Genomic DNA, 22,693 nt, shown 5'->3' with positions numbered 1-22,693 from the left:
GCCTGCCAACTCATGGTGGTCCTGGACGCGACGATTGTGAACATCGCGCTCCCGCACATTCAGAACGCGCTCGAATTCTCGACATCGCTCTGCCTCCGGCAGCCGAATACTCGAATCCTCCGGATTCTCCGTTTCGCGCGTCCCCGCGCGAATTACCGCCCTCCGGGAGAGAGTTATCGAAAGGGCCCTCCGGGCCTTTTCGATAACTGATTCGACTTCCAGTCGAAAAGAATTCCACCCTCCGGGCGTAATTCCCAACACTCAATACTCCATGCGGAATTGATTACCCGTCATATCTTGCCGATTCCTCCCTGGCCGGGTGGAATTCCCTCCGGGAATCCACCGGGAAATTTCCAATTCCCTGAACTGGAAACATCCTGCACCTTTTCCGGGATGAAGAAGCAAACTCCCGGAAAAGCAGGGGGCGTTGGCCCTCCGGGCCAACTCCTGGCCGGAGGGCGGTCAGCAGCCCTCCGGGCGGACAGACGTCCCAAGCCCGGAGTTGCCCACTACTCCCCCACAAGGACGCCACAGCAACCCTCACGGGCCCAGCTGCCGCCGGGTTCCAGGCGGGCGTACCCTCCTCGCAGTGGGGCGCCCGTCACTGCCTTGGGGGTGCTCATCGAGCGAGGCGCGGATTAAGCGGGAAGGCCGGAGACTCGCCAGCCGGGCCGCGAAAGCGACTTCCCTATCTACGGGCTGGCCGGAACCTCCCGCAGCCCAGAAAGAACACAGTCGGCGTGCCTTCCTCTTTTCGACCCGGAGGGTGGCGGGTGAGGCGCGGCAGTTCATCAGCGCTGGGTGCGCGAAGCATGATGAGTTGCGCCTGCTCCGTTCCCGGGCGGATCGGAGCGCCGAAGCCGTGCTCGGGCCGCTTTGCCTGAACTATCGGGGCAGGGAGGCGATTCGAGCCGGGAAGTTCCTGTTCGTCGTCACGTACAAGCGCCGGGGTATACGTGACGGCGGCTGCGATGGCCAGCCGGTCCGCTTCCCTCCTGTCGTGTCACCCCAGGAGGTGGGCGGCTTCGACCTGGTGGAGGTGGATGAGGATGTCGTACGAGTGGCCGAGGGCGGTTTCCGGGTCGTCGCTCGACCAGTACAAGCCGTAGGAGCGGGTGGGGCGGGCTGCGGCGAGCCAGGCGCGGGCCGCCGCGGGCGCGGTGCGCATGTCGATGCTGAAGTCGCGGTGGCGGAGCTTTTCGAGGGTGTGCTCGTTGTAGCCCTCCGGGGCCGGATCGACGGCGTACTCCAGGGGCTGCTGGGCGATGGGTTCGGGCAGGGCGTTGACGGTGCCCTGGTTGAAGGTCAGACCGATGCTGACGTAGTCCGGGCCGAGCCGGTCGCGCAGGAAGGCGCCGGTGGGCTCCGGGAACTCCTCCGGGTTGTCGCTGGTATAGGCGACATGGCCGTTGTTGGAGGCGAGCAGGATGCGGCCGCCCTCGTGCCGCAGCCACCAGGCAGTGTTGGCGGCCATGGCCCGGTCGCGGTAGCGCATACGCTCGGGAAACTGCTCGTTGGGGAAGGCGTAGCCGGTGAAGCTCTGCGTGATGGCGGTCGCGTTCTGCAGGGCCCAGGCGTGCGCCCGCCGGCCGTCGCGGCCGGCCGCACGGGGGCGGCCGTGGTCACGGAGCAGCGCCAGAGCGGCGTCGGCCCGGTCGGCCTCGGCCCGGCGCGCCGGCAGGTCCTTGGTCAGCTGACCGATCATCCACGCTCCCGCCCGGGTCCCTGCCGCCGGCCTCAATCCCGCATAGAGGTCCTTGATGCGCCCGGCCAGCTCGGGGCGGTGCACGGCAAGGTAATCGGTGACGCGGTCGAAAGCGTCGGGTCCCGCGTAGCCGAGGTCGTTGCCCACGAACCGCAACTGCGGCCGGCCCCGGTGAGTGGCGTTGTACCGGCGCATCCACCCGATCAGGTCGAGATACTCCCGCGTGTTCCAGAAAACGTACTGACCCTGGAACTCCTCCCGCATGATCTGCGCAGGATCGCCGATACCGCGGGTGACGTAAGCATCCAGGCGCAGGCCGGTGCTCCAACTCGCCTCCAGCACAAACGTGGTGAAGCCCCTCGTGGCCACGAGATGACGGAAAAGCCGCTGCTTGAGCACGAAAAACTCATGGGCGCTGTGACTGGCCTCGCCCAGGCCCACGACCCGGGCACCGCCGATCATGCGGCCGAGCCCATCCAGATCGTGCAGAGGCAGCGCGCTGCGGTCCAGGGCGCCTATCGGCTCGCCAGCCGAGGGAGTTGAGGGCGTCGACGCTGCGGCGGTGCCCGAACCGAGGGCCCCCGCAGCGAGGACGGCGGCGGCCGAGCCGAGCAGACGACGGCGGCTAACGGGGCGGCTGGCGGGGCGGCTGTGGTTCATGACATCTCCCTCGACTGGTGGGTACGGCACGACAGTACCCAGAAGTTGGACGCTCGCGCAATACGTTTGTATAAGACGTGCGTCTGATTCGTTCGCGCAATGCGGCGGGTAGCGTTCTGGGCATGGGAAATCGCGAGGATCTGCTGGCCGGGGCCAGGCACTGCCTGGAGGACAAGGGCTGGGCCCGCACCACGGTGCGCGACATCGTGACCGCAGCCGGCGGCGTGAGCATGGCGGCCATCGGCTACCACTTCGGCTCCCGCGAGGCGCTCCTGAACGCCGCGCTCATCGAAGCGATCGACGAGTGGGGCACCCGGATCGGCCGCACCCTGGCGTCCTTCGGCGAAGCCGGAAGCAGCCCGGACGCGCGCTACGAGGCGATGTGGGCGCAGGTCATCCAGTCCTTCCAGGACGACCGGACGCTGTGGCTGGCCACCCTCGAAGCCCTGCTCCAGGCAGAACACTCCGAGGATCTGCGCCGCTACCTCGCCGGAAGCCAGACCCAGGGCCGCCGGGGCCTGGCAGCACTACTGCTCGGCACACCCGAGAACGAAGTCACCGACACCGCCACCCGCACCCTGGGCGCCACACAAATGGCCCTCTTCACCGGCCTGATGACCCAATGGCTCACCGACCCCGACCAAGCCCCCCACGCCCCCGAAATCATCACCGGCCTACACACCCTCACCACCATCACCAACACCCGCCAATAGCCGAAACAGCAACCCCACCACCCCACCACCCGACAACCGCACCACCGCACCACCGCACCACCGCACCACCGCACCGCCGGACCGCCGGACCGCCGGACAAAGACAGGCAGCCCACACCACCACCCCGCACAAACCACCCCGCCGAGAACACCGGACAAAGACAGGGCGTTACCCGCCCCACCCGACACTCCTGTTACGGCCTGCGAAATTGTTGCCGCCTGGAAAATATCCGGACATAACCGGCCACGTCGCCCACCAAGGGGCTCTGCCCGCACGAGTACAGCGAAGAGGAGGCCTTCAGACGCCCGGCTGCGCCCGATGGACGCTGACCGCGTAGCCGCCGCCCTCGTAGGGAGCGGCGTCCCACGTCGCGAAGCGGTCGACCAGCGTCAGGCCGGATGCTGCGCAGTGGGCGTCGTACTCCGGGAGGGTGATGGACGGCGCTACCGGCAGATGGGCCACGTCCAGGCCGAATCCGGCTACCAGAAGGCCGCCCGGGCGCAGGGCCGCAGCCAAGTGCCTGACCGCAGCGGCCTCGGTGCCCGCGGCTAGGAGCGGGAAGATGTTGCCGGCGGCGACCACGAGGTCGAAGTCCGCGCCGCCGGGGAGCTCAGCCGGGTCGAACGCGGCCAGGTCTGCCTGCATCCAGGGCAGGTGCGGTGCCTGCCTGCGGGCCACGGCCAGCATGGAGGCGTCGAGGTCGAGACCGACACAGTCGTAGCCGAGCTCCGCCAGGCGGATCATGACCCTGCCGGTACCGCAGCCGGCGTCCAGCACTCGCGCCCCGGCCGGGATCAGTGCGGCGCAGAACTGCGCCTCGCCGTGCATGTCCTTGCCGCTGTCGGCCAGGGCCGCGAAACGGGCGGCGTAATCCTCTCCGGACGTCCCACCGGTCAGCTCTTCCCAACGGCTCATGACCGTCAGGGTACGTGAGCAGCACGAATGCCCGATTTTCAACCCGTTCAATCAGCCCTGTGTCTCCCGCAAATGTGATGTGGACGCGGCGTCGTGTGCCGGTTCTCCCGCTGGCAGCGGAGGGGCCGAGGGTGTGGGTGGTGTCGTCTCGCCGCCCGGTTCGGAGGAGCGGAGGAGGCGGTTCAGAGCCGGGCCCGTGGACATTGTCGTGAGTACGGCCATGGTGACGAGCAGTGTGTATTGGGTGTCGTCGAGGAGGCCCATCTCGCGGCCTGCTGTCAGCACGATGAGTTCGGTCAGCCCGCGCGTGTTCATCAGGGCGCCCATCACCGCGGACTCACGTACGGGCATGCCGGATAGCCGGGCGGCCCCTGCCGCGGCGAGGAACTTGGCAGCCATCGCAGCCAGCAACAACACCGATAGGTCGCGTAGTTGGGATGGACCGAGAGCGGATAGGTCTACGTTCCAGCCAGCCACGACGAAGTAAATCGGCATGAAGATTCGTTCCGGCAGTGTGCTGATGTTCTGGCGGAGTCGGGCATCCGCTTCTTCGGGCAGACCGCGGCGGGCGTTGGCACGCACGATGCCGAGGGCGAAGGCGCCGGAAATGAAGTGCAGGCCCATCCACTCCGTGGCAGCACTGGACGCGAGCAGACCGACGAACGTCACGACCAGGTCGAGTTCGCGGCTTGCTTTGCGCATGACCGTGCGGAGCAGCGGCCGCACTGCGGTGATCAGGAGGATCAGGTAGGGGACGGCCCAGAGGAGACGCCAGGGTGCGCTGCTGCCGCAGATCAGCATGACCACGCCGAGGAACGTCCACGCGAAGATGTCGCAGAGTGCGGCGCTGGCGAGCGCCAGTTGGCCCAGTGGCGTTCGGGCTATGCCCCGGTCCTCGATGATCCGTGCCAGTACCGGGAACGCAGTCACGGAGAGCGCGATGCCCATGAACAGGAGGTGGGCCAGCTTGCTTGCCTCGGTTTCGCCGGGCCCCCACCACAGGCCGATTCCTGCGCCCACCGCGAAGGGCAGCACCATTGAGCACGTCGCGATGGAGAGCGAGGTGCGCCGTACCGAGCGTTTCGCAGACAAGTCGAATTCCATGCCCAGCGCGAACATGAACAGCATCAGGCCCACGTCGGCCAGGGCGGCCAACTCGCTGCGTACTGCCAAGGGGAAGACGGTCTCTGATACCGACCCGTGCAGCAGGGTGGGCCCAAGGAGGATGCCGGCCACGATTTCGCCGATAACGGCGGGCTGGCCGCATCGCCGGGCCACGGCGCCGCCTGCCCGGGCCAGGGTGACGATGAGCGCGACGTCGATGAAGAGGGCCGTAATCTGGCTGCTGGTCACGTCGGTCGGATTCCGTCCGGGGGTTGGACGACTGGGCCGGGAAATGTATCGCTTCCACGTGTCCGGCTTCTCGGCTATGGCGGCGTGCGCGCGTTGCGTATCGCGGGCCGGATGCGCGCCGGTGGGCTCTCATCCGCTGGTCGGGCCGACCCTGCCTCCGAGTTTTGCCGCCATCGGTCTTTGCCGTCCGCCCCCTCGTCTGCGTCCGACTAGCTGAAGTCCGCAGGGCAACTCCGGGATTCGGCGGCCGACATGTTCTCTGTCTCGTGAAGCTTCGGCCCAGCTCCTCCCGGCCCGTAGGGGCGGATCCCTGAGGATCTCCGGGGTCTGTGTCCGGGCTCGTTCCGGGGCGTTCCCCGATGTCCCGGGGCGGGCTCGTCGCGAGGCTTGAAGCATGTCCCCACTCAAGCGCGTCCTCGTCATTCTCGGCTCGTTCGTCATCGTCGTGGCGCTGGCGATCGGCGGCGGCGTCCTGTGGCTGTGGAACGACGCCAAGGTCAGCACGGTCGGCGAGGAGCGGTTCGACAACGAACTGTCGATACCTCCGCTCGCCACGTCACGCGTGGACAGGGACGGCACCCGCGTCTTCGACCTGCGGATGCAGGCGGGCATGAAGGAGTTCGAGGACGGTCGGAAGACACCCACTTGGGGCTTCAACGGTGACTATTTGGGGCCGACGCTGCGCGCGGAGCGTGGTGAGAAGGTTCGCGTGCGGATAAGGAACGGTCTGGATGAGGCGTCGACCGTGCACTGGCACGGCATGCACCTGCCCGCGAAGATGGACGGCGGCCCGCACCAGATGGTCAAGCCTGGCGGCAGTTGGAGTCCGCAGTGGACTGTGGACCAGCCCGCATCGACGCTCTGGTATCACCCGCATCCGCACGGTGCGACGGAGAAGCATGTGCAGCGGGGTCTTGCGGGGATGTTCCTCCTCGACGACAAGCAGTCCGCGCGGCTCACGCTGCCCAAGAAGTACGGGGTCGACGATCTGCCGGTGATCGTGCAGGACGTGAAGTTCGACGGCGCGGAGTTCGACCACGGTCACGAGATGATGCGCAGCATCGGCTTCCTGGGCGACCGGACCATGGTCAATGGCACGCTCCGTCCGTACCAGGAGGTCGGCGACGAACTCGTCCGGCTGCGGCTGCTCAACGCTTCGACGGCTCGCACGTACGACTTCGGCTTCCCGGACGACCGCTCCTTCTCTCTGGTCGGCACGGACGGCGGACTGTTGGAGCAGCCGGCCCGCATGGAGCGGATACAGCTGTCGCCCGGCGAGCGGGCCGAGATCGTGGTGCGTATGGAGCCAGGCGAGAAGACCGTCCTGCGCAGCTTCCCGCAGGACAACTACGGGGGTTCGTGGGAGCAGCGGTTCAGTGGGGGCGATGACTCCTTCGACGTCCTGGAGCTGCGGGCCGCGAAGCAGCTGCGTGCCTCGGGTGATATTCCGCAGCGGCTGGGTGAGCTGGAGGTGCCTGACGGCAAGGATCCGGCGCGTGGGCGGTTCTTCGATCTGAAGCAGTCCGGGATCAATGGGCGCGCGATGAAGATTGACCGAATAGATGAGACCGTCACGCGGGGCGCCACCGAGACGTGGACCGTCCGGAACAGCAACGGCATGCCGCACAACTTCCATGTGCACGACGTTCAGTTCCGGGTGCTCGAGGTGAATGGCGAGGCGCCGCCGCCCGAGCTGCGCGGGGCCAAGGACACGGTGTTCCTGCCGAACGGCACGACGATGAAGCTGGCGATGCGATTCGACGGGCCGGCCGACCCGGACACTCCGTACATGTATCACTGCCATCTGCTGACCCATGAGGACGGCGGAATGATGGGGCAGTTCGTCGTCGTCGACAAGGGGCAAGCGGCGGGCACACCGTCCGGGGGACACGGGGCACACCAGAGTCGCGGGGGTCACGGGGGTCACTAGGTCGTGCCCGGCGGAATCAGTCCGGCCCGAGCCGGTGTTCGGTTGCTGAATTCGTGGAGTGTCCCGTCGGTGTCGCCCTCACTACTGGTGTCGGACAGCGGTGTGTTCGACGGTGGTGCCGGTCAGTCCTCGGGGTCGAAGTGGAGGTGGCCGGTGGTGATGTCGTGGGCTACGTGGAGGAGGGGGAGGTCGTGGCGCCAGGCGTGGGCGCGCATGCGCAGCAGGGACTCGTTGATGGTCATGCCGAGGTGGACGCTGAGGATGCCGGCGGCCTGGTGGACGGTGGCGCGGTGCAGGGCGGGCCCGTCGGTTCCGCTGGCCAGGGACTGGGGCGGGGTGCGCAGCAGTAGGTCCAGGGCCGTTCCGGCGAAGCGGGCGAGGTCTTGGCGTTGGCCGACGGGGAAGGGGCCGGGGGTGGTGCGGTAGCCGGTCAGGACGCCGACGGTGGCCAGGCCCAGGAACAGGGGGATGGCGATGACGGAGCGGGCGGGGGTGCGGCAGGCGGCTGAGGTGAACAACGGCCAGCGGTCAGCCGGGGCGGCGCTGAGGTCGGTCTCGGTGACGAGGCATCCGTCGCGGGCGGCGTCCAGGGTGGGGCCCTCGCCCAGGGTGTACTGGACGTCCTCCAGGGCCGTGCCGAGCGGGTCGGCGCGGTCGGCCCACAGCAGTTCCAGCACGCCGCGGGCGGAGTACAGGCTCAGGGTCAGGGCGTCCAGATGCAGCAGGCGGGCAGCGTCGGCCGCCCCGGCCGCGGACAGATCGCCGCCGTCGCGGGCGACTTGGTGCAGGCCGTCCAGGAAGTCGGTGAGCTCGCCGCCCCTCATCACGCGTCCCCCCAGCGGTTCGGGCCCGCGGAGCGTGGTGATGCTTGGCGGTGATGGGTGTGAGTCACGGGGTGGGGGTGAGGAGATCTGCGGGCACGTTGCCCCTGGCGATCTGGGCCGACAGTTCGGTGAGCTTCTGCTGTCGGGAGCGGGCGTGGGCGCGCAGCCGCTTGAATGCCTCGTCCACGTCGATGCCGAGGTGGGCGGACAGTACACCCTTGGCCTGTTCGATGACCACGCGGCTGTCCAGCGCGTTCTGCAGTTGGCTGCGCACCTGGTCCTGGTCGGCCAGTTGCTGTTGGAAGGCCATGGCTGTGCTGGTGGCATCGGCCAGTGTCTGGGCCAGCTGCAGGTCACGGCGGCTGGGGTACGGCCGCTTGGCGATCAGCAGGTTCAGGGCGCCCAGGGGCAGCTGTGGGAGGCGCAGCACCACTGCGGCGACTGCCGTGATTCCGGCTTGCCTGGCTCGCGGGGCGAAACGTGGCCAGCGCAGGGTGCCGGGGGGTCGGGTCAGCGAAGTCACCGGCAGGGGCCTCTGTTGGCGGGCGCTGTCGACGCAGGGGCCCTCGTTCAGCTCGCTCTGTTCTTCTTCCAGGGCCAGGCACAGGTTGTCGGAGGCGGTGATGTAGACGGCGTAGGTGCCGTCATGGCCCAGGACGGTGATGCCGGCGCACCGTACCGGCAGCAGGGTGCTGGCCTGGGCGGTCAGGTCGTGCAGCAGCTCGAGCGGATCGAAGTCCGCGGGGCGGTGGGCGAGGTCGAGGATCGTGCGGGCTATGCGTACTTCGCGGTCGGTGGAGGACATGCGGATCTGCCGATCGGCTGGCTTCCGTCCCCTAACGGCTGCAGGGACCAGGCTGCGTCCGGCGGCGGCAGAATGTCGGCCCATGAGAGGCCATGTCATGCCCGTTGACAGGGATTTCGCTACTCGCCTCGGTCCTTTGGCCGACCCGCCACAAGCCGCCGCGTCGACCGGTTCCATACGGTTCGGACGGCTCTACGGTACGGCTTCACGCTACTCGCCCGGCGAGCCCCGGGACAGGGGAAGCAGGACCGTGTGCAATACGCGGCCGTCATGTAAGCGGGGCCATCACTTCGATGTTCGATGAGGGACAACGGCCTCTGGTGCGTGGGGTTCGTCCGCTGGGTCGGCGGCCGGGCCTGGCCGTCAGGTGACGGTCCAGTCGCGCAGTTGGCGGGCGATGCCGGCCACGCCCCGGGTGCCGGAGGCGGCGTCGCGTACGAGTTCGGCCGCGGCCTTGATGGGGTAGTCCAGGCGGCGTTCGTGGAGCGTCAGGTAGGCCTCGGTGGAGTGCCAGGCGAACGCCGCGTTGGAGTGCTCGAGGCAGGGCAGCCGGGCCAGGGTGTGCAGGAGCGCGGCCGCCTTCAGGTTGAGCGAGCCGTAGATGTCGTGCTCCAAGGCGCGGGCGTTGACTCGGCCGATCGCGGCGTACAAGGGGCCCAGATCGTCGACCTGGGGGTCCCCTTCGAGGAGTTCGGCGGCGTGGAGCAGGAAGGAGACGTCGAGCGGGTGCTGTGGTTCGGGCTGGGTCACGCAGCGTGCCCCTGTGCGGGTGCGTTCAGGTCGCGGCGGGCGGTCTGCTCGGCCGCCCGCTGCTCGGGGGCCGGGTCCAGTTCGCCGAGGTCACGGAAGGCTTCGCCGCTACGTGCCTGCGAGGCCCGGAACGCGGCCAGGAAGGTCTTCTCGACTGCCGTGGCCCGGTCGACGGCGGCCCGCAAGATGTACTCCTGCAGGCTCACGCCCTCCTGCCGGGCCGCCGCTTCGATCGCCGCACGCTGCACCGGGTCGGGGAACCTCAGGTTCAGGGCCTTGGGGCTGCTTGTCATGGTACCGATGGTACCGATGGCCCCATCCGCTGGCCAGGCCGGAAAGGTCGCATGGGAGCGCGACCCTGCCGGGGAGGACGGGGGGGGGCACCGGCCGGGCCGGAGCGCCTAGAGCTCCGCAGCGGGGAGCTCTAGGCGCTCCGGATCTCAGCCGGAAGGCTCGTCCGGGACCGGCTTTTCCGGGTGGCTTTCCAGGGCGTCTGTTTCGCCGCGCCTGGCGGTGCCTCCCTCGTCTGTTTCAGGGACCTCGGCCGCCTTGGCGGTGTCGTCGTCGGCCTTGCCCACGTTCAGGTCCCAGGCGTCCGGCTCGTCCGTCGCCTGCTGGTCAGGCGGGTCCCTGGGAACGGGTGTGCTGCCGTCCTCGCCGGGGGAGGCCGGTATCCACTCACTCACGATGTCTCCTCCTTGGCCGTTCGGCTCTAGGCCCGAGCAGGTACCCGTGAACGGCTCGACGACACTTCACGACGACGGCCGTATCCGTGTTTCCGCTGCTCAGCTAAGGGCACCGGGGGGTGGTCAGGCCGTACGGGAACGTACGGCGTCCCACTCGCCGTCACCGGCCCACCGGGCGGACGGCAATTTCCGGAGGTTCCCCATGCTGAGGGCCATCGCAGACGTATTCCGTGCCATCGGCGGGGCCATCGCCACCGTCGTCACCCTGCCCTTCCGGGCCGTCGCCCGGCTGTTCGGAGGAGCCGCCGACACCGCTCACGGCCGCCACTGAGCTCCGCCCGGCGGGAACCATCGAGGCTGCGCACACCTCAACTCTGTTGGTCTGAGCGCGAGTTGTCGGGGTACCGGGAGCCGTATGCTTCGAAATCTCTTCGATCCCGAGAATCTCATCCAACCCGCGTCGGCCCCCGGTCTCACGCAGGAGAACGCCATGGCGGTGCGCTATGCCGTCAAGGGCGAGGCGCGAGCCCGGCAGGGGACGATGGTCGCCTGGCGGGGCTCGCTGGAGTTCGAGCGGCAAGGCCAGGGCGTGGGCAATTTCCTGAAGCGTGCGGTGACCGGTGAGGGCCTGGCCCTGATGACGGTCAGCGGTGAGGGCGAGGCGTGGTTCGCGTCCGACGCGGCGCACTGTTTCCTCGTCGACGTGGAGGAGGGCCGCGGCCTCACGGTCAACGGCAAGAACGTCCTGTGCTTCGACGCCTCGCTGAACTACGACATCACCACCGTCAAGGGCGCGGGCATGGCGGGCGGCGGCCTGTTCAACTGCACGTTCTCCGGCACCGGCCGACTGGCGCTGACCAGTGCGGGCATTCCGCTGGTGCTGCCCGTGACACCGGATGCGCCCGTGTACGTGGACACTGACGCCGTCGTCGCCTGGAGCCCGCAGCTGAATCCGTCGCTGCACCGTTCGCAGAGCGTCGGCTCGATGGTGAAGGGCGGTTCGGGCGAGGCCGTGCAGCTGAAGCTGGAGGGTGAAGGGATCGCGGTGGTCAACCCCGGCGAGCCGAAGCCGGTTCCGGCTTCCTGACGGCTCGGCCCTGCGTTCATCCCTTGCCGTTCATCCCTTGCCGTTGATCCGCTGCGGTACGTCCACTGCGGTTCATCCGCTGCGGATCATCCCCTGCTGTTCACCCTCCGGCGTCGGGCAACGTGCGGAACACGCCGGTCAGGGGCGCGTGCGCGGTCCAGCCAAGTGACTTGTAGAGGCCCTGCCCGTCGACTGTTGCGCCGAGCACCCCGGTCCGGGCGCCCTCGGCGATCGCCGCGTTCGTCAAGGCGTGCATGACCTCTCGCCCCAGGCCCCGGCGGCGGTGAGCAGGCGCGGTCTCTATCTGATCGAAAACGACGCAGTCGGCGCTGGGATGGCCGGCGACCTGGCCGCGGGCGGCGAAAGCGCCGTCCGCCGCCACGATCAGGGCGCGGGTGACGCCTCCCCCGCTCCACAGGCGTAGTTGGTAGCCGGCGGGGAGATCCGTCGCGGAGGGACGCAGGGTTGCGGACTGACGCAGGGTCGCAGACGAACGCAACGTTGCCGACGGACGCAGCGTCGTCGACATCAGGAAGCCGGGGTCGTCGAAGGTCCATTCGGGCGCGAGCCAGGGGGCGATGGTCTCCGGGGCCACGCACACCTTGAGCCAGGTGCCGGGGGCCGTTGCCCTCTCCGCGATCTTGCGGACGAGGGCCTCGTCGGCGTGCGGCAAGACGTGGCGGGTCACCTGCTTGGGCAGGCCGACGTCGACCGTGAACCCCCAGGGCTCCTCCACCGGCGGCGCGGCCCCGCGCGAGACGACCCAGCCGTCGACCCACGCCCGCACGATCTCCGTATCCACGCGACCTCCGCACGTAATAGGTGCCTATGGATACGGAACATTACATCGGCGGCTACCTGTGCGGGCGCGGCTACGTCGTCGACGTACTCGACTCGCTGCCTCCGGACCGTTCGGGGGGCGCCGTCCCGATCAGCCGAGGTTGTCAGTCTGATGGGGCCGGGGTTCGGCGACGAATCGGTCTTCGCGGCCGAACATGCCGACGAAGTCGACCAGGAACCCCTCATCGGATTTACGCCGACGCACGCGGTGGACGTCATAGCCTTCTGCAGTAGCCAGGTGGACCACGTGGTCACAGCCCGGCTCACAGCGGTAATCATGGACGTGATCGGCGGTGTTGCCGGCGCCGAGCTGCGTGAGGACCAGGTGCCGGTCGTCGCCGGTCTTCCGGGGGTTCTGGGGACGACGACTGATCCTTGGGCGGCCGCTTACGGGTCTGCGGAATTCCTTCGGGCGTGGGCAGACGCACCTGGATTCCGACTGCTCAAGTAAGCGGCGCGCGCTCCTGGCCTGGTGCTACGTCAGCGGGGGGGGCGGCCGTCGCGGGCGCTTGCCTACTTGGTCGTGTGGGTGGGGTAGACCTGGACGTCCGTGTAGGCGCCCTTGATGTCGCCCGCGGTTGCGGGCCAGTCCAGGGTCACGCTGTGGGTCTCGTTCGGGGGCGTCACGATGATGTTGGTCGGGGACGCGAGGCTGTCGCCGGTGCTGTCGATGTCATAGGCGAGGTTGAAGACGGCGGCGTCACCGGGCTTCAGGGTGGTGATACGCGGCTGGGCCTGGCCTCGCTCGATGGGGTTCGAGGTGTTGTCGGCGTCCTTGATGTCGACGCCCGCGAAGCCCGTCGCCGAGCAGGTGGTCGAGCCCCTGTTGATCATCGTGATGTTGATCCGGCCGGCAGTCTCGTCGGGTGCGGCGTCCGCGGCGTCGATGGCCAGGTCCTCCGTCTTGCAGAACGTGACCTTGCTGCCGGTCTGCGTCGTGCCGCTCCCGGCTTCGGTCTTGGTGTCCTCTCCGGAGCCGGACTTCGCGTTGTCGGAGCCCGATCCGCTCTCCGCCTTCGAGTCGCTGTCCGAGGACGAAGAGGACGAGGAACCCTTGGAGGACGAGTCCTTGCTCGAGCCGTCGCTGTTGCAGGCGGTGAGCGAGAGGGAGGCGGCGAGGCCGAGGGCGGCGATGGCGGCGAGGCGGGTGTGCTTCATGGTGTTCCCCCAAGGAATGTTGTAGCGCGGTGCGTGCGGTCTGAACTATTTGTATCCCGCACCGAGTTACAGGCAGTCCTCCGCGGCGTCTTCGTTCTGTCACAGGCACCCACCATGCGATTTGAGTGCTTTTGTTGTCAAAGGTCCAGCACTAGGCGGGATGATCGCGCCCTGGACACGCAGGCGTACATACGGCCCTCAGGGGCGCCGATGTCGTCCCGGTGTTCGGGGTCACCGTCCAGGACGGTGATCTCGCAGCTGCCGCAGACGCCTTCGCGGCACCCGGAGGGCAGGGGGCGACCGGCGTGGGCGAGGGCGTCCAGGAGCGATTCGTCGGCCGGCACGGTGACGGTGGTCCCGGATCGGGCGCAGACCGCCTCGAATGCGGTGTCGGGGCCGAACGTACGGGCGACCGGCTGGAATCGCTCGGCGTACAGCTGCTCGGCGGGGAAAGCCGCGTCTGCCGCCGCCAGCATCGCCGCGGGACCGCAGCAGTAGACCAGCGTGTCGGTATCCAGCGTGGCCGCGAGGGCTTCGAGGTCCGGCCTGCCCTGCCGTACGGTCTCCACGATCCGCACCCGCTCCCCGTAAGAGCGGCGCAGTTCGTCAACGAAGGGCATGCTGTCCGCCGACGGCCCCACGTACAGCAGGGTCGCGGGGAGCCCAGCGGACGTTGTCGCGCGCAGCATCGGCAGAAGGGGCGTGATTCCGATCCCGCCGGCGAGGAACAGGTACCGCGGTGCGGGCAGCAGCGGGAAATGGTTGCGGGGCAGGGAGACGTCGAGGGCGCGGCCCGGGCGCAGGAACCGGTGGACGTACTCCGAGCCGCCGCGGCTGAGCGCGTCATGGCGGACAGCGACGCGGTACGCGTCCCGGTCGGCGGGATCCCCGCACAACGAGTACTGCCTGGTCAGCCAGTTGGGCAGGGACAGGTCGATATGGGCGCCGGGGTCCCAGGGCGCCAGCTGCCCGGCGGTGGCGCGCAGGGTGAGGGCGACGACGTCTTCGGCGACCGGATCGATGTGTTCGACGACGGTTTGTTGCATCGGTGAGGCCTCTCAGTACGGTCAGTAGAGCTTTCGGTAGCCCTCTTCCAGGGACTGTTCGAGCAGTGCCGGGTCTACGTCGACACCGAACTGCGCGGCGGCGATCTCACCGAGCGACGGCATCCCCTCGGCGAGCGCCTGGCTGGCGGGGTCCCACAGCCGGGAGCGGATCAGCGCGCGCCCGCAGTGGAAGTACGCCTCGGCCACCTCGACGACGATCGCCAACTCCGGCTGCTTGGCCTCGGTACGCATGCGGACCAGCACATCGGGCTCGTCGGTGACGTAGCCGCTGCCGTTGACGCGCAGGACCTCGCGCATGCCGGGGACGAAGAAGCACAGCCCGACGCCGTCGTTCTCGGCGAGGTTGCGGAAGGAGTCGGCGATCTTGTTGCCGGGTCGGTCGGGGAGGGCGATGGTGTGCTCGTCGAGGACCTTCACGAAGCCCGGGTAGTCGCCGCGGGGCGAGCTGTCGGCGCGGCCGGCCGCGTCCGCCGTTGCCATCGTCAGGAACGGTGAGTGGGCGATGAAGTAGCGGAAGTAGTCGTCGATACGGTCCTTCACCTTCGCCTTGACCATGGCGTCGGGCTGCCCGAGCCGTGCGAGTACCTCCTCCGGGGAGACCCGTCGTGGGCGCGTGAGTGGGTGCGTGAGTGAGTGCGTCAGTGAGTGCGTCATGGCGACTTCTCCAGCAGGTTTCGGCGCACGGTTGCGGGCTGCCAAGGCAAGGTCGGACTGGGCTCAGCTCCGCATCGCCGCAGTTCATGGCACTATTGTGAGCAATTACTCAGGTCGTGCGCTACTCGCTTTCACGGCCTCTCGCAGGAGGTGTCATGACGTCCGACCGGCGCGGACTTCAGCCACGTAAACAGCCCCGTCAGGTCCGGGCCGAGCTGACCCGGCAGCGCATCCTCGACGCGGCTGCTCGCGTTTTCGCCGAGTACGGGTATGCGGCGGGTACCACCAACCGGATCGCGGAGCGGGCCCGGGTGTCGATCGGATCGCTCTACCAGTACTACCCGAACAAGGATGCGATCCTGGTCGAGCTGCTGACCCGGCATCTCGACGCCGGGATGGCCGCCACCCCGCTGGACCAGGACGAACTGCTGCCGGGGTCCATCGAGGGCATCATGCGCTTCTACGTGCGCGGCGCGATCGAGAACCACCGTGAAGACCCGCAGTTGCTACGCGTGATGATGGAACAGGGGCCGCGCGCTCCGGAGTTGCTTGAGCGGGTCGCGCAGAGCGAGCAGGAGCGGATCGCCTACGCCCGCGGGCTGCTCCGCGACCACCCGGACGTGCGGGTCGCGGACATCGACATTGCCGCCCGGCTCGTCGTCTCCACGGTGGAGATGGTGGTGCACAGGGTGATGGCGGGGCCCGGACAGGTCGACGTCGCGGGGCTCGAGGACGAGCTCGTCACCATGCTGACCCTCTATCTGACGGGCGGTCGTCCTGCCTGACGGGCGGTCGTCCTGCCTGACGGGCAGTCGCCGTACCTGACGGGCGGTCGATATACGTGGCGAGTCGATTTACGTGGCGAGCAGTCGACTTACCTGGCGGGCGGTCACCCCGTCGACCGCGGTCACACCGTCTTGATCGCGCCTCCGTCGATGATGTGGTCCGCCCCGGTGGTGCTGCCGGCTAGGGGCGAGGCGAGGTAGGCGACGAGGGCGGCGACCTCGTCGGGGTTCACCAGCCTGCCGGTGACCATGCCCATGGCGGTGGGGAGTCCGGCCAGGAGCTGTTCCTGTTTCAGGCCCATCGACTTGGCCAGCTCGGCTCCGTATCCCTCGGGGCTCTCCCACATGTCCGTACGGACGGGACCGGGCGAGACGGTGTTCACGCGCACGCCTTGCGGGCCGAACTCCTCGGCCAGCGCCTTGCCGAACGCGGTGAGCGCGGCCTTGGCGGTGGTGTAGGTGACGGGGCCCGCGTGGGGAGTCCTGGCTCCGTTGGAAGAGATGTTGACGATGGCGCCGCGGCTCTTGGTGAGGTGAGGCAGCGCGGCCCGGCTGGTGCGGACCGAGGCGAGGAAGTTCAACTCGAACGCGTCGTACCACTGCTGGTCGGTGAAGTTGAGGAAGCCTCCCGTCTGGCCCTCGCCTGCGTCGCCGCCGCCGACGTTGTTGACCAGGAGGTCCAGGCCGCCGAGTTCGGCTTCGGCATGGGCGATGAGCCGGGCGGGGGCGTCGGCTTCCGAGAGGTCTACGGAGACGCCGATCGCGCCGGTGGCTTTCAGTTCCGGTGTGATCGTCCGCGCCGCGGCCACCACGCGCACGCCCTCACTCACCAGCGCGGAGACGATGCTCAGGCCTATCCCCCGGCTTGCGCCTGTTACGACGGCGGTCTTGTGGGTTAGTTGCAAGTTCATGAGGCACCTATTTTTTGAAGCGGGTCTAAGTTGATGTGTTCAGCTTATGACTTGCATCATTAGCGTTGCAAGTAGGGTCAGTAAGGTGACTCATACGTATTGAATTTGGGGTTACGGAGTACAGCGGCCCCTTAGGTCGGTCGGGGCCTAGGTCTCAAGCCCCAGGCGTGGGACCACGTCTTGATCATGCTCGCGCCCGATGCCGGGGCGGTGGGCGCAGGCCATGATGCAGATGAGCCGGCAGATGAGTCTCAACGACGAGGAGCACACGATGTCGTACCCGGAGCACCTGCAGTACCCCGAGCCCCGCTACCACGGAGACAGGGGCGAGGTGAACGCGTCCTTCCGTACGGCCGACACCCCGCCGGACATCACTTCGCCCGGTGGCGGCGCCACCCACTACCTCGCCACGCAGGAGTCGACCGGCGGCGAGTTCGGCCTGTACAAGGTGGACCTGGCGGCTCGGTCTGCCGGTGCCAAGGTCCACTTCCACAAGGCGATGTCGGAGTCCTTCTACGTCCTCTCCGGTGAGTTGGAGCTCTTCAACGGCGAGAAGTGGGTGACCGGCCGCGCCGGTGATTTCCTGTACGTGCCGGTCGGCGGGCTGCACGGCTTCAAGAACGTGACGGACGAGCCGATGTCGATGCTCATGCTCTTCTCCCCCGGCGCCCCTCGCGAGGAGTACTTCGAGAGGGTCGCGGAGATGTCGCAGCGTGGCAGCGAGGAACTCAAGAAGTTCCGGGTGCGGCACGACAGCTACTTCGAGGAGGACTTCGGGTCGGAGTAGGTCTTCGGGCCGGTGTAGGACTTCGGACCGGAGTAGGTCCTCGGGCCGGAGGCGGCCCAGCGGGGGCTGTTCGGGACGTTCGATTTTTCTGTGTGCGCGATCCTAAGCTCGGGCGGCATTTCGGGTTGGCGTCCTCATGCCGTTGAGCTGAAGCCGCAAGAAGCGGCCCCCACCGTCCGGGATTCGAGTCGATCCGGGCGGTGGGGGCCGCTTGCTTCATGCGTTCTCGATGCCGTCCGGGCGAGTCAGGTTGGGCCCAGCTTCCCCCGGCGGAGGCAGGCGATCAGTCGTCGTCTGATGCTTGGAGCAGCCAGACCAGCCTGTCTCGGTTCGCCTTCGACATGCGCTTGCGGAGCTGCTGATCGAACCAGAGGGGCTCATCCCACGGGAGCAAGTCCGAGGCGGGAGTCCCGTTCTGATGAGGGACCAGCGTGGTGGTTGCTCCCTTGGCCGAGGTGGTGGCCAACTCCTGTTCGGCTGCGGCTGTCTCGGCAGCGGCGGGGGCAGCGGAGGCGGCGACTGGGGCGATGTTGTTTACCGCGGTAAACCGCTCCGTCGGCTCGGTGGAGTCGCTCGGCTCGGGTGCAGGGGGAGCCGCGGGCTGGTTTACCGCGGTAAACCGCTCGCCGTTGGTTGTGTTGGTAGGGGTGGTGGTAGCGGCCGTGGGTGTGGCGGCGGTTGGGGTGGTCGCGGCAGTTGGTGGTGCGGGCTGGGCTGACTCTGCCGGAGCCGAGTCGACCGGGCCTGGCTGAGCCGGGCCTGCCTCAGCCGGGTCTGCCTCGGCCGGACCTGGCTCGTCCGTCGGCGAAGCGACCCGCTTGCGAGGAGCTGCCTTGGCTTCGGCACGGCGGGCCAGTTCGTCTTCCCATGCAGCCGCCTGCTCCGACTTGGGGAGGCCCGCGATCTCACGGGCGACGCGGACAGCGAGCTCGCCCGAGCTGACCAGGACCTGCAGCTCCGGTGTCAGCTTGAGCAGCTTGCGCTGCTGGCTGACCCAGCCCTTCGTCTTGCCGTAGTGGGCGGCTACTTGGTCCGCCCCCTTGAGCTCGATGACCATCGTTTCGATGCCGAGGGCACGCTCGATGGGGTCGAGGTCTTCACGGTCGTTGTTCTCCGACAGGACCGCGTCAAGGAAGTCGGCGCGGCTCGCGGCGACGTTCTCGTCGTGGACGACGTTCAGTGTCGTCAGGCCGACGGCCAGGGATGCGCGATAGCGGCGCTCGCCGTTGGCGATGACGTACGGCTTGTCGCCGACGTTCTCCTCTTCCTCCGGCCACAGCTTGAGGTAGCCGGAGCGGGAGACGGCGACAGCGGGTTGCAGCTGCCGGTGCTTGAGGATGAGGCCGAACTCCTTCAGGGCCTCATCGGTACCGAAGTTCCGGCGCGGGTTGAAGCGGGTCGGGACCAGCTTCGTCAGCGGCAGAGTGAGCAGCAGCGGATCGCTCTTGCCGGGAACATCATCGACCTTGCTGCCGGCCAGGGAGGCCAGACTGGTGCGGCGTCCGGCCATCAGGCGCCACCGCCGTAACCCAGCTCCAGGGCGAGGCGGAAGAAGTCTTCGCGGGCTTCCATGGCCACGCGGTTCTTCGCGTACTGCGTCACGACCTTGCCTTCGACGGAGGCGCGAGTGTGGACCTTGTAGCGCCGGATGACGGTCTTGGTTCGGGGCCAGCCCTGAGCGTCGATGTACGCCTGGGTGTCTTCCAGGTCGGCGGTTCCGTCGCGGGGGTCCCAGTTGTTGACCACGACCTTGAACGGGAGACCGCTGGGTTCGATGACCTTCTGGATGGTGCGGGCGGTGGGGTCGAAGGCGAGGCCTTCGGGGGGCATGGGCACGATCACGTCGTGCGCGTACTTGAGGGCTTCCAGGAGGAGGTTCTCGTCCTGGAGGCTGCCGGGGGTGTCGATGAAGACGTGCATCAACTGGTCGGAGTCCTTGAGGACGTCCGCCGCGACGGCGCCGAGGTTGAGGGTGGTGGTGGTCTTGCCGACGCCACCCTTCTGGTTGGCGATGACGTGAACCCTGGCGCCTGTGTCCTGAAGGACCTTCAGGTTCTCGGGAGTCTCGTGCTCCTGCGAGAAGTCGAAGGGCAGGTCGCTGATTCTGTTCGCCCACCAGACCGTTGAGGCCTGGGGGTCGATGGATACGACGTAGACAGCAGCAGTCATCTGATGCTCCGTATGCTTCCCGTGGGTTCCGGTACTTCGGGCATTGAGCATCTTTCCAGACGAGTGAGGCTCCTCGTACAGCGACACCGGCTTTTGCCCAGATGGTCCAGGGGGATCCCGGTTTACCGCGGTAAACCGGGGTGGGTGTGGGTCGTTGGTGTCATGCGATGCGCTCGAGGACGGGGGCTGCTGGGTGCGGCCGGTTGCGGCTGGTTGCGGCTCTGGTTTACCGCGGTAAACCGGCGGGGGTGTGAGCCGGGCGGCGGGGTGTGTTGCGTTCGGTGAGACGGAGGGATGCGGCGGGATGCCTCTCCGGTTTACCGCGGTAAACCAGCGGCGGGTGCGGGTCGCTCGGCGGCGCGCGAACCGCTCGACGATCCGCTCGACGATCCGCTCGGCGATCCGCTCGGCGAGGCGACGGCAGACCCTCTGGTTTACCGCGGTAAACCAGAGGGGGTACGAGCTGCCTGGGTCGGCAGCGGTTTACCGCGGTAAACCGGCGGCGACGAGCCGCCGATGGGTGCCTGCCTGCTCCGCAGGAAAGAGGCAAGTAGGCGTTGACAATTTTGAATTGTCAACGCCTACTTGCCTCATGACACTTCCAGACTTGGATGACCTCATCGCGGAAGTCGACAGGCGATGCGACACCGCGCATCGTCCCGGCGAGCAAGAACAGCCCGACTGGCTCGCCCTGCTGACGGTCGCCGCGCAGCTCGCAGGCCAGCTGCAGACGCTGTCGGACGACTTGGTCGAGGACTACGTCGAGCACTGCCGGATGCACGGTTCCTCCTGGACGGAGATCGGCACTGCCCTGGGCGTGACCCGGCAAGCTGTCCAACAGCGCTTCCATGCTCCGCACAAGCGCTACAGCCCCGAGGCGATGACCGCCGGACTGCGTGAGGCGATGGTTCACGTCAAGCGGGCAGCGGTGCAGCACCGCAACAACTACATCGGCACCGAGCATCTGCTCTGGGGGCTCACCGCGGAGGACAACAGTGCAACCCGGCTCCTGCGCGCGGCCGGGGTCTCCCCCGAGATGGTCCATCAGTCCGTCGGAACCCGGCTGAGCATGGGCGCCTCCCAGGCTGCCGAGCGGATCGCTTGGACTCCGTACTCCCGCAAGGCAATCTCTGTCGCCGAGGCGCGAACCGAGCAGAACGGGTCCGAACACATCGACTGCGACGATCTCCTGATCGGCCTCTCCCGGGTCGGCCGCGGAGTTGCCGCCGCAGTGCTGATCGATGCCGGCTTCGACGCGGCAGCTCTCGACGACGTATCCGCTGACGCTCATTGATCGAGAACGGGCTCGGACCCGTGGTTCATGCCCGTGCTGGTTTACCGCGGTAAACCAGCACGGGGACGAAACGGACGCTGGGTAGCAGTCGTGCCCTATCGCGATGCCTTGATGGTGTGGCGATCGGGGCGTTGGCAGGAGTGCGTATCTAGGAGCAGGAGTACGTATCTAGGAGGAGGACGTCTCCGCCCACTCCCTCACGTGTACATTGCGCGTCTCGATGAGCTTGTGCATGTATCGGGTGAGCGCCGCCGCCTCCACGGCCGTTCCCAGCAAGCCGAGTGGTGCCGCGAATTCGATTACGTCACGCATGACCGTTCCCCCGTGCCCGTCCGGTGCGAAGTGGTGCGTGTGGTGCCATCGCTTGAACGGTCCGGTCACCTGCTCGTCCACGAACATTGCGGGCCGGTCGTACGCGCTGATGCGTGAGGTCATCTTCCACCGCACGCCGAAGTGCCGTGCCTCCCAAGTCACCGTGTCACCGAGCGCCATACGTCCGGCGCGGACGCCGCCGGTGATCCGCTCCCCGGAACCGGCCATGGACGCGGTATGCAGATCGACGTCCAACGACAGGTCGAAGACGGTTGCCGGAGACGCGGCGATCTGGGTGATGGTCTCGAAGCGCTTCATGTGGGGATGCTCGCACGACCACTCGGACCGAGGATCACCGGCAGGAGCAGCGGCAGGAGTAGCGGCAGGGGCGGCGGCATTCCGAGGGGCTTACGGCAGTGTGAGAACGGAGGCGGAGGCGGGACGGCGTCGATCGGTGAGAACCGGGGCGAGCTTAGGATCGCTTACAGCGAAGATTCGAACAGGTCGAACAGCTCCCCTTTTCGCGGCGCCACGTCGAAGCCATGCACCCTCACCCAGTCAGCCCCGCCGCATACCCGGTCCACCTGCCGATACAACGGCCGCTGCAACGATGGCTGCAACGATAGATATTGCTAATGATGCAGCAAGCAGTGCACTGATCGTTGCTACTAGAGATGCAGCATTCCTTGCTACAAACACTGCAACTTCTACTGCAGCTAGCTCTGTTTCTATTTCTGCTACTTACACCACAACGTTGGCTGCAACGATAGCTACAACGATGACTGCAACGATTCGAGTTACGAGCTCTGCAACGCTGCAACATACGTTAGAACTTGCGCTAGATGCTCGCCTAGCACCAACCCTGCAACCTTCGCTAGCACGAACGCGACGACCTACGCTGTTCGCTCTCCTAGCACCAACGCAGTTACATTCGCTATAACAATCAAACAAACCAACACACCAACGAACGATGTTTCTAACGTGCACACGATGTATGTCTGCAACTGACGTGCTTACGAACGAACCACGCCACCAACGAACTAACGCACGACCGAACGATGTGACGAACGAACACACCATGAAGCGCACGATGAAGCGCGCGCGTCGTAGCACCCGCCCGGATCCGTTCTCAACCGGCGCGCGCGTCACACGCACCTCGGAGATCCGGTCCTGTTATCGTCATGCCTGATATCCCGTGTCACTAGAGGAACAGAGCGAGCAGGCAAGTCTTAATCTCGGGTGAATCGGTCAAACCGGCTGCTCATCCTCCCGAGACAGACGAGTAGCG

Annotated in this window: 24 protein-coding genes; 8 read left to right on the top strand and 16 right to left on the bottom strand. The window is 67.3% G+C overall.

Going from position 1 to position 22,693, the window contains the following annotated elements:
• Positions 1-1,003 precede the first annotated feature (1,003 nt).
• Complete coding sequence (locus ABZ906_RS37505; RefSeq protein WP_361390399.1) at positions 1,004-2,365, bottom strand: erythromycin esterase family protein; 1,362 nt, start codon at positions 2,363-2,365, stop codon at positions 1,004-1,006.
• A gap of 122 nt (positions 2,366-2,487) precedes the next feature.
• On the opposite strand from ABZ906_RS37505, the gene ABZ906_RS37500 reads away from it, so the two are divergent.
• Positions 2,488-3,078: a TetR/AcrR family transcriptional regulator gene (locus ABZ906_RS37500; protein WP_361390397.1), complete on the top strand. Its 591-nt coding sequence runs from the start codon at positions 2,488-2,490 to the stop codon at positions 3,076-3,078.
• 297 nt (positions 3,079-3,375) lie between these two features.
• Here the strand turns inward: ABZ906_RS37500 and ABZ906_RS37495 are convergent, their stop codons facing one another.
• A complete protein-coding gene (locus tag ABZ906_RS37495; RefSeq protein ID WP_361390395.1) occupies positions 3,376-3,993 on the bottom strand; it encodes a class I SAM-dependent methyltransferase in 618 nt (205 codons plus the stop codon).
• A 51-nt stretch (positions 3,994-4,044) separates the two neighbouring features.
• Positions 4,045-5,346, bottom strand: coding sequence for a cation:proton antiporter (locus ABZ906_RS37490; protein WP_361390393.1), 1,302 nt, complete (start codon positions 5,344-5,346; stop codon positions 4,045-4,047).
• A gap of 394 nt (positions 5,347-5,740) precedes the next feature.
• On the opposite strand from ABZ906_RS37490, the gene ABZ906_RS37485 reads away from it, so the two are divergent.
• Complete coding sequence (locus tag ABZ906_RS37485) at positions 5,741-7,276, top strand: multicopper oxidase domain-containing protein (RefSeq protein WP_361390391.1); 1,536 nt, start codon at positions 5,741-5,743, stop codon at positions 7,274-7,276.
• 122 nt (positions 7,277-7,398) lie between these two features.
• Here ABZ906_RS37485 and ABZ906_RS37480 read toward each other — a convergent pair whose 3' ends face one another.
• The 5 genes from ABZ906_RS37480 to ABZ906_RS37460 form a co-directional block, all read right to left on the bottom strand.
• Positions 7,399-8,100: a GAF and ANTAR domain-containing protein gene (locus ABZ906_RS37480; protein WP_361390389.1), complete on the bottom strand. Its 702-nt coding sequence runs from the start codon at positions 8,098-8,100 to the stop codon at positions 7,399-7,401.
• A gap of 64 nt (positions 8,101-8,164) precedes the next feature.
• Positions 8,165-8,905, bottom strand: coding sequence for a GAF and ANTAR domain-containing protein (locus ABZ906_RS37475; protein ID WP_361390387.1), 741 nt, complete (start codon positions 8,903-8,905; stop codon positions 8,165-8,167).
• Positions 8,906-9,268: 363 nt separating this feature from the next.
• On the bottom strand, positions 9,269-9,655 hold the full coding sequence (locus tag ABZ906_RS37470; RefSeq protein ID WP_361390385.1) for a fic family toxin-antitoxin system, toxin component: 387 nt from the start codon (positions 9,653-9,655) through the stop codon (positions 9,269-9,271).
• On the bottom strand, positions 9,652-9,948 hold the full coding sequence (locus ABZ906_RS37465) for a DUF1778 domain-containing protein (protein WP_361390383.1): 297 nt from the start codon (positions 9,946-9,948) through the stop codon (positions 9,652-9,654). The genes ABZ906_RS37470 and ABZ906_RS37465 overlap by 4 nt, the downstream gene beginning before the upstream one ends.
• 147 nt (positions 9,949-10,095) lie before the next feature.
• Positions 10,096-10,341, bottom strand: coding sequence for a hypothetical protein (locus tag ABZ906_RS37460; RefSeq protein ID WP_361197644.1), 246 nt, complete (start codon positions 10,339-10,341; stop codon positions 10,096-10,098).
• A 202-nt stretch (positions 10,342-10,543) separates the two neighbouring features.
• Here ABZ906_RS37460 and ABZ906_RS37455 point away from each other — a divergent pair, with 202 nt between their 5' ends.
• Positions 10,544-10,672: an LPFR motif small protein gene (locus ABZ906_RS37455; protein WP_361197641.1), complete on the top strand. Its 129-nt coding sequence runs from the start codon at positions 10,544-10,546 to the stop codon at positions 10,670-10,672.
• Between the two features lie 84 nt (positions 10,673-10,756).
• The gene (locus ABZ906_RS37450; RefSeq protein ID WP_361197638.1) at positions 10,757-11,428 is read left to right on the top strand and encodes an AIM24 family protein; all 672 of its coding nucleotides are present in this window, start codon (positions 10,757-10,759) and stop codon (positions 11,426-11,428) included.
• A gap of 100 nt (positions 11,429-11,528) precedes the next feature.
• Here ABZ906_RS37450 and ABZ906_RS37445 read toward each other — a convergent pair whose 3' ends face one another.
• Entirely contained in the window at positions 11,529-12,230 is a 702-nt protein-coding gene (locus tag ABZ906_RS37445; RefSeq protein WP_361390381.1) for a GNAT family N-acetyltransferase, read from the bottom strand.
• Between ABZ906_RS37445 and ABZ906_RS37440 the strand changes: the two genes are divergently transcribed.
• Positions 12,117-12,719, top strand: a complete 603-nt coding sequence (locus ABZ906_RS37440) for a DUF6368 family protein (RefSeq protein ID WP_361390413.1) — start codon at positions 12,117-12,119, stop codon at positions 12,717-12,719. The genes ABZ906_RS37445 and ABZ906_RS37440 overlap by 114 nt on opposite strands.
• A 62-nt stretch (positions 12,720-12,781) precedes the next feature.
• Here ABZ906_RS37440 and ABZ906_RS37435 read toward each other — a convergent pair whose 3' ends face one another.
• The 3 genes from ABZ906_RS37435 to ABZ906_RS37425 all read right to left on the bottom strand — a co-directional run bounded on the left by ABZ906_RS37435 (position 12,782) and on the right by ABZ906_RS37425 (position 15,147).
• Positions 12,782-13,426 carry a DUF4232 domain-containing protein gene (locus ABZ906_RS37435; RefSeq protein WP_361390379.1) on the bottom strand — a complete coding sequence of 215 codons (645 nt, stop codon included), beginning with the start codon at positions 13,424-13,426 and terminating at the stop codon, positions 12,782-12,784.
• Positions 13,427-13,563: 137 nt separating this feature from the next.
• Positions 13,564-14,472 carry a PDR/VanB family oxidoreductase gene (locus ABZ906_RS37430; RefSeq protein WP_361390377.1) on the bottom strand — a complete coding sequence of 303 codons (909 nt, stop codon included), beginning with the start codon at positions 14,470-14,472 and terminating at the stop codon, positions 13,564-13,566.
• 21 nt (positions 14,473-14,493) lie between these two features.
• A complete protein-coding gene (locus ABZ906_RS37425) occupies positions 14,494-15,147 on the bottom strand; it encodes an MSMEG_1061 family FMN-dependent PPOX-type flavoprotein (RefSeq protein WP_361390375.1) in 654 nt (217 codons plus the stop codon).
• A 155-nt stretch (positions 15,148-15,302) separates the two neighbouring features.
• On the opposite strand from ABZ906_RS37425, the gene ABZ906_RS37420 reads away from it, so the two are divergent.
• On the top strand, positions 15,303-15,932 hold the full coding sequence (locus ABZ906_RS37420; RefSeq protein ID WP_361390373.1) for a TetR/AcrR family transcriptional regulator: 630 nt from the start codon (positions 15,303-15,305) through the stop codon (positions 15,930-15,932).
• A gap of 122 nt (positions 15,933-16,054) precedes the next feature.
• On the opposite strand, the gene ABZ906_RS37415 is transcribed toward ABZ906_RS37420, so the two are convergent.
• Positions 16,055-16,843 carry an SDR family oxidoreductase gene (locus ABZ906_RS37415; protein WP_361390371.1) on the bottom strand — a complete coding sequence of 263 codons (789 nt, stop codon included), beginning with the start codon at positions 16,841-16,843 and terminating at the stop codon, positions 16,055-16,057.
• A 271-nt stretch (positions 16,844-17,114) separates the two neighbouring features.
• Here ABZ906_RS37415 and ABZ906_RS37410 point away from each other — a divergent pair, with 271 nt between their 5' ends.
• Positions 17,115-17,630, top strand: coding sequence for a cupin domain-containing protein (locus ABZ906_RS37410; RefSeq protein ID WP_361390411.1), 516 nt, complete (start codon positions 17,115-17,117; stop codon positions 17,628-17,630).
• 283 nt (positions 17,631-17,913) lie between these two features.
• On the opposite strand, the gene ABZ906_RS37405 is transcribed toward ABZ906_RS37410, so the two are convergent.
• The gene (locus ABZ906_RS37405) at positions 17,914-19,140 is read right to left on the bottom strand and encodes a ParB/RepB/Spo0J family partition protein (protein ID WP_361390369.1); all 1,227 of its coding nucleotides are present in this window, start codon (positions 19,138-19,140) and stop codon (positions 17,914-17,916) included.
• Positions 19,140-19,799 (bottom strand): ParA family protein, encoded by a 660-nt coding sequence (locus ABZ906_RS37400; protein ID WP_361197614.1) that lies wholly within the window; start codon positions 19,797-19,799, stop codon positions 19,140-19,142. The genes ABZ906_RS37405 and ABZ906_RS37400 overlap by 1 nt, the downstream gene beginning before the upstream one ends.
• Positions 19,800-20,406: 607 nt before the next feature.
• Here ABZ906_RS37400 and ABZ906_RS37395 point away from each other — a divergent pair.
• Positions 20,407-21,093 carry a Clp protease N-terminal domain-containing protein gene (locus ABZ906_RS37395; RefSeq protein WP_361390367.1) on the top strand — a complete coding sequence of 229 codons (687 nt, stop codon included), beginning with the start codon at positions 20,407-20,409 and terminating at the stop codon, positions 21,091-21,093.
• A 168-nt stretch (positions 21,094-21,261) separates the two neighbouring features.
• Here the strand turns inward: ABZ906_RS37395 and ABZ906_RS37390 are convergent, their stop codons facing one another.
• A complete protein-coding gene (locus ABZ906_RS37390) occupies positions 21,262-21,723 on the bottom strand; it encodes an SRPBCC family protein (RefSeq protein ID WP_361390365.1) in 462 nt (153 codons plus the stop codon).
• Positions 21,724-22,693 lie beyond the last annotated feature (970 nt).

Source organism: Streptomyces sp. NPDC046925 (assembly GCF_040644915.1).
In the GTDB taxonomy this organism is placed as follows: Bacteria; Actinomycetota; Actinomycetes; order Streptomycetales; family Streptomycetaceae; genus Streptomyces.
Note: the sequence above shows the minus strand (reverse complement) of the source record. Positions and strands in the feature narration are given on the sequence as shown.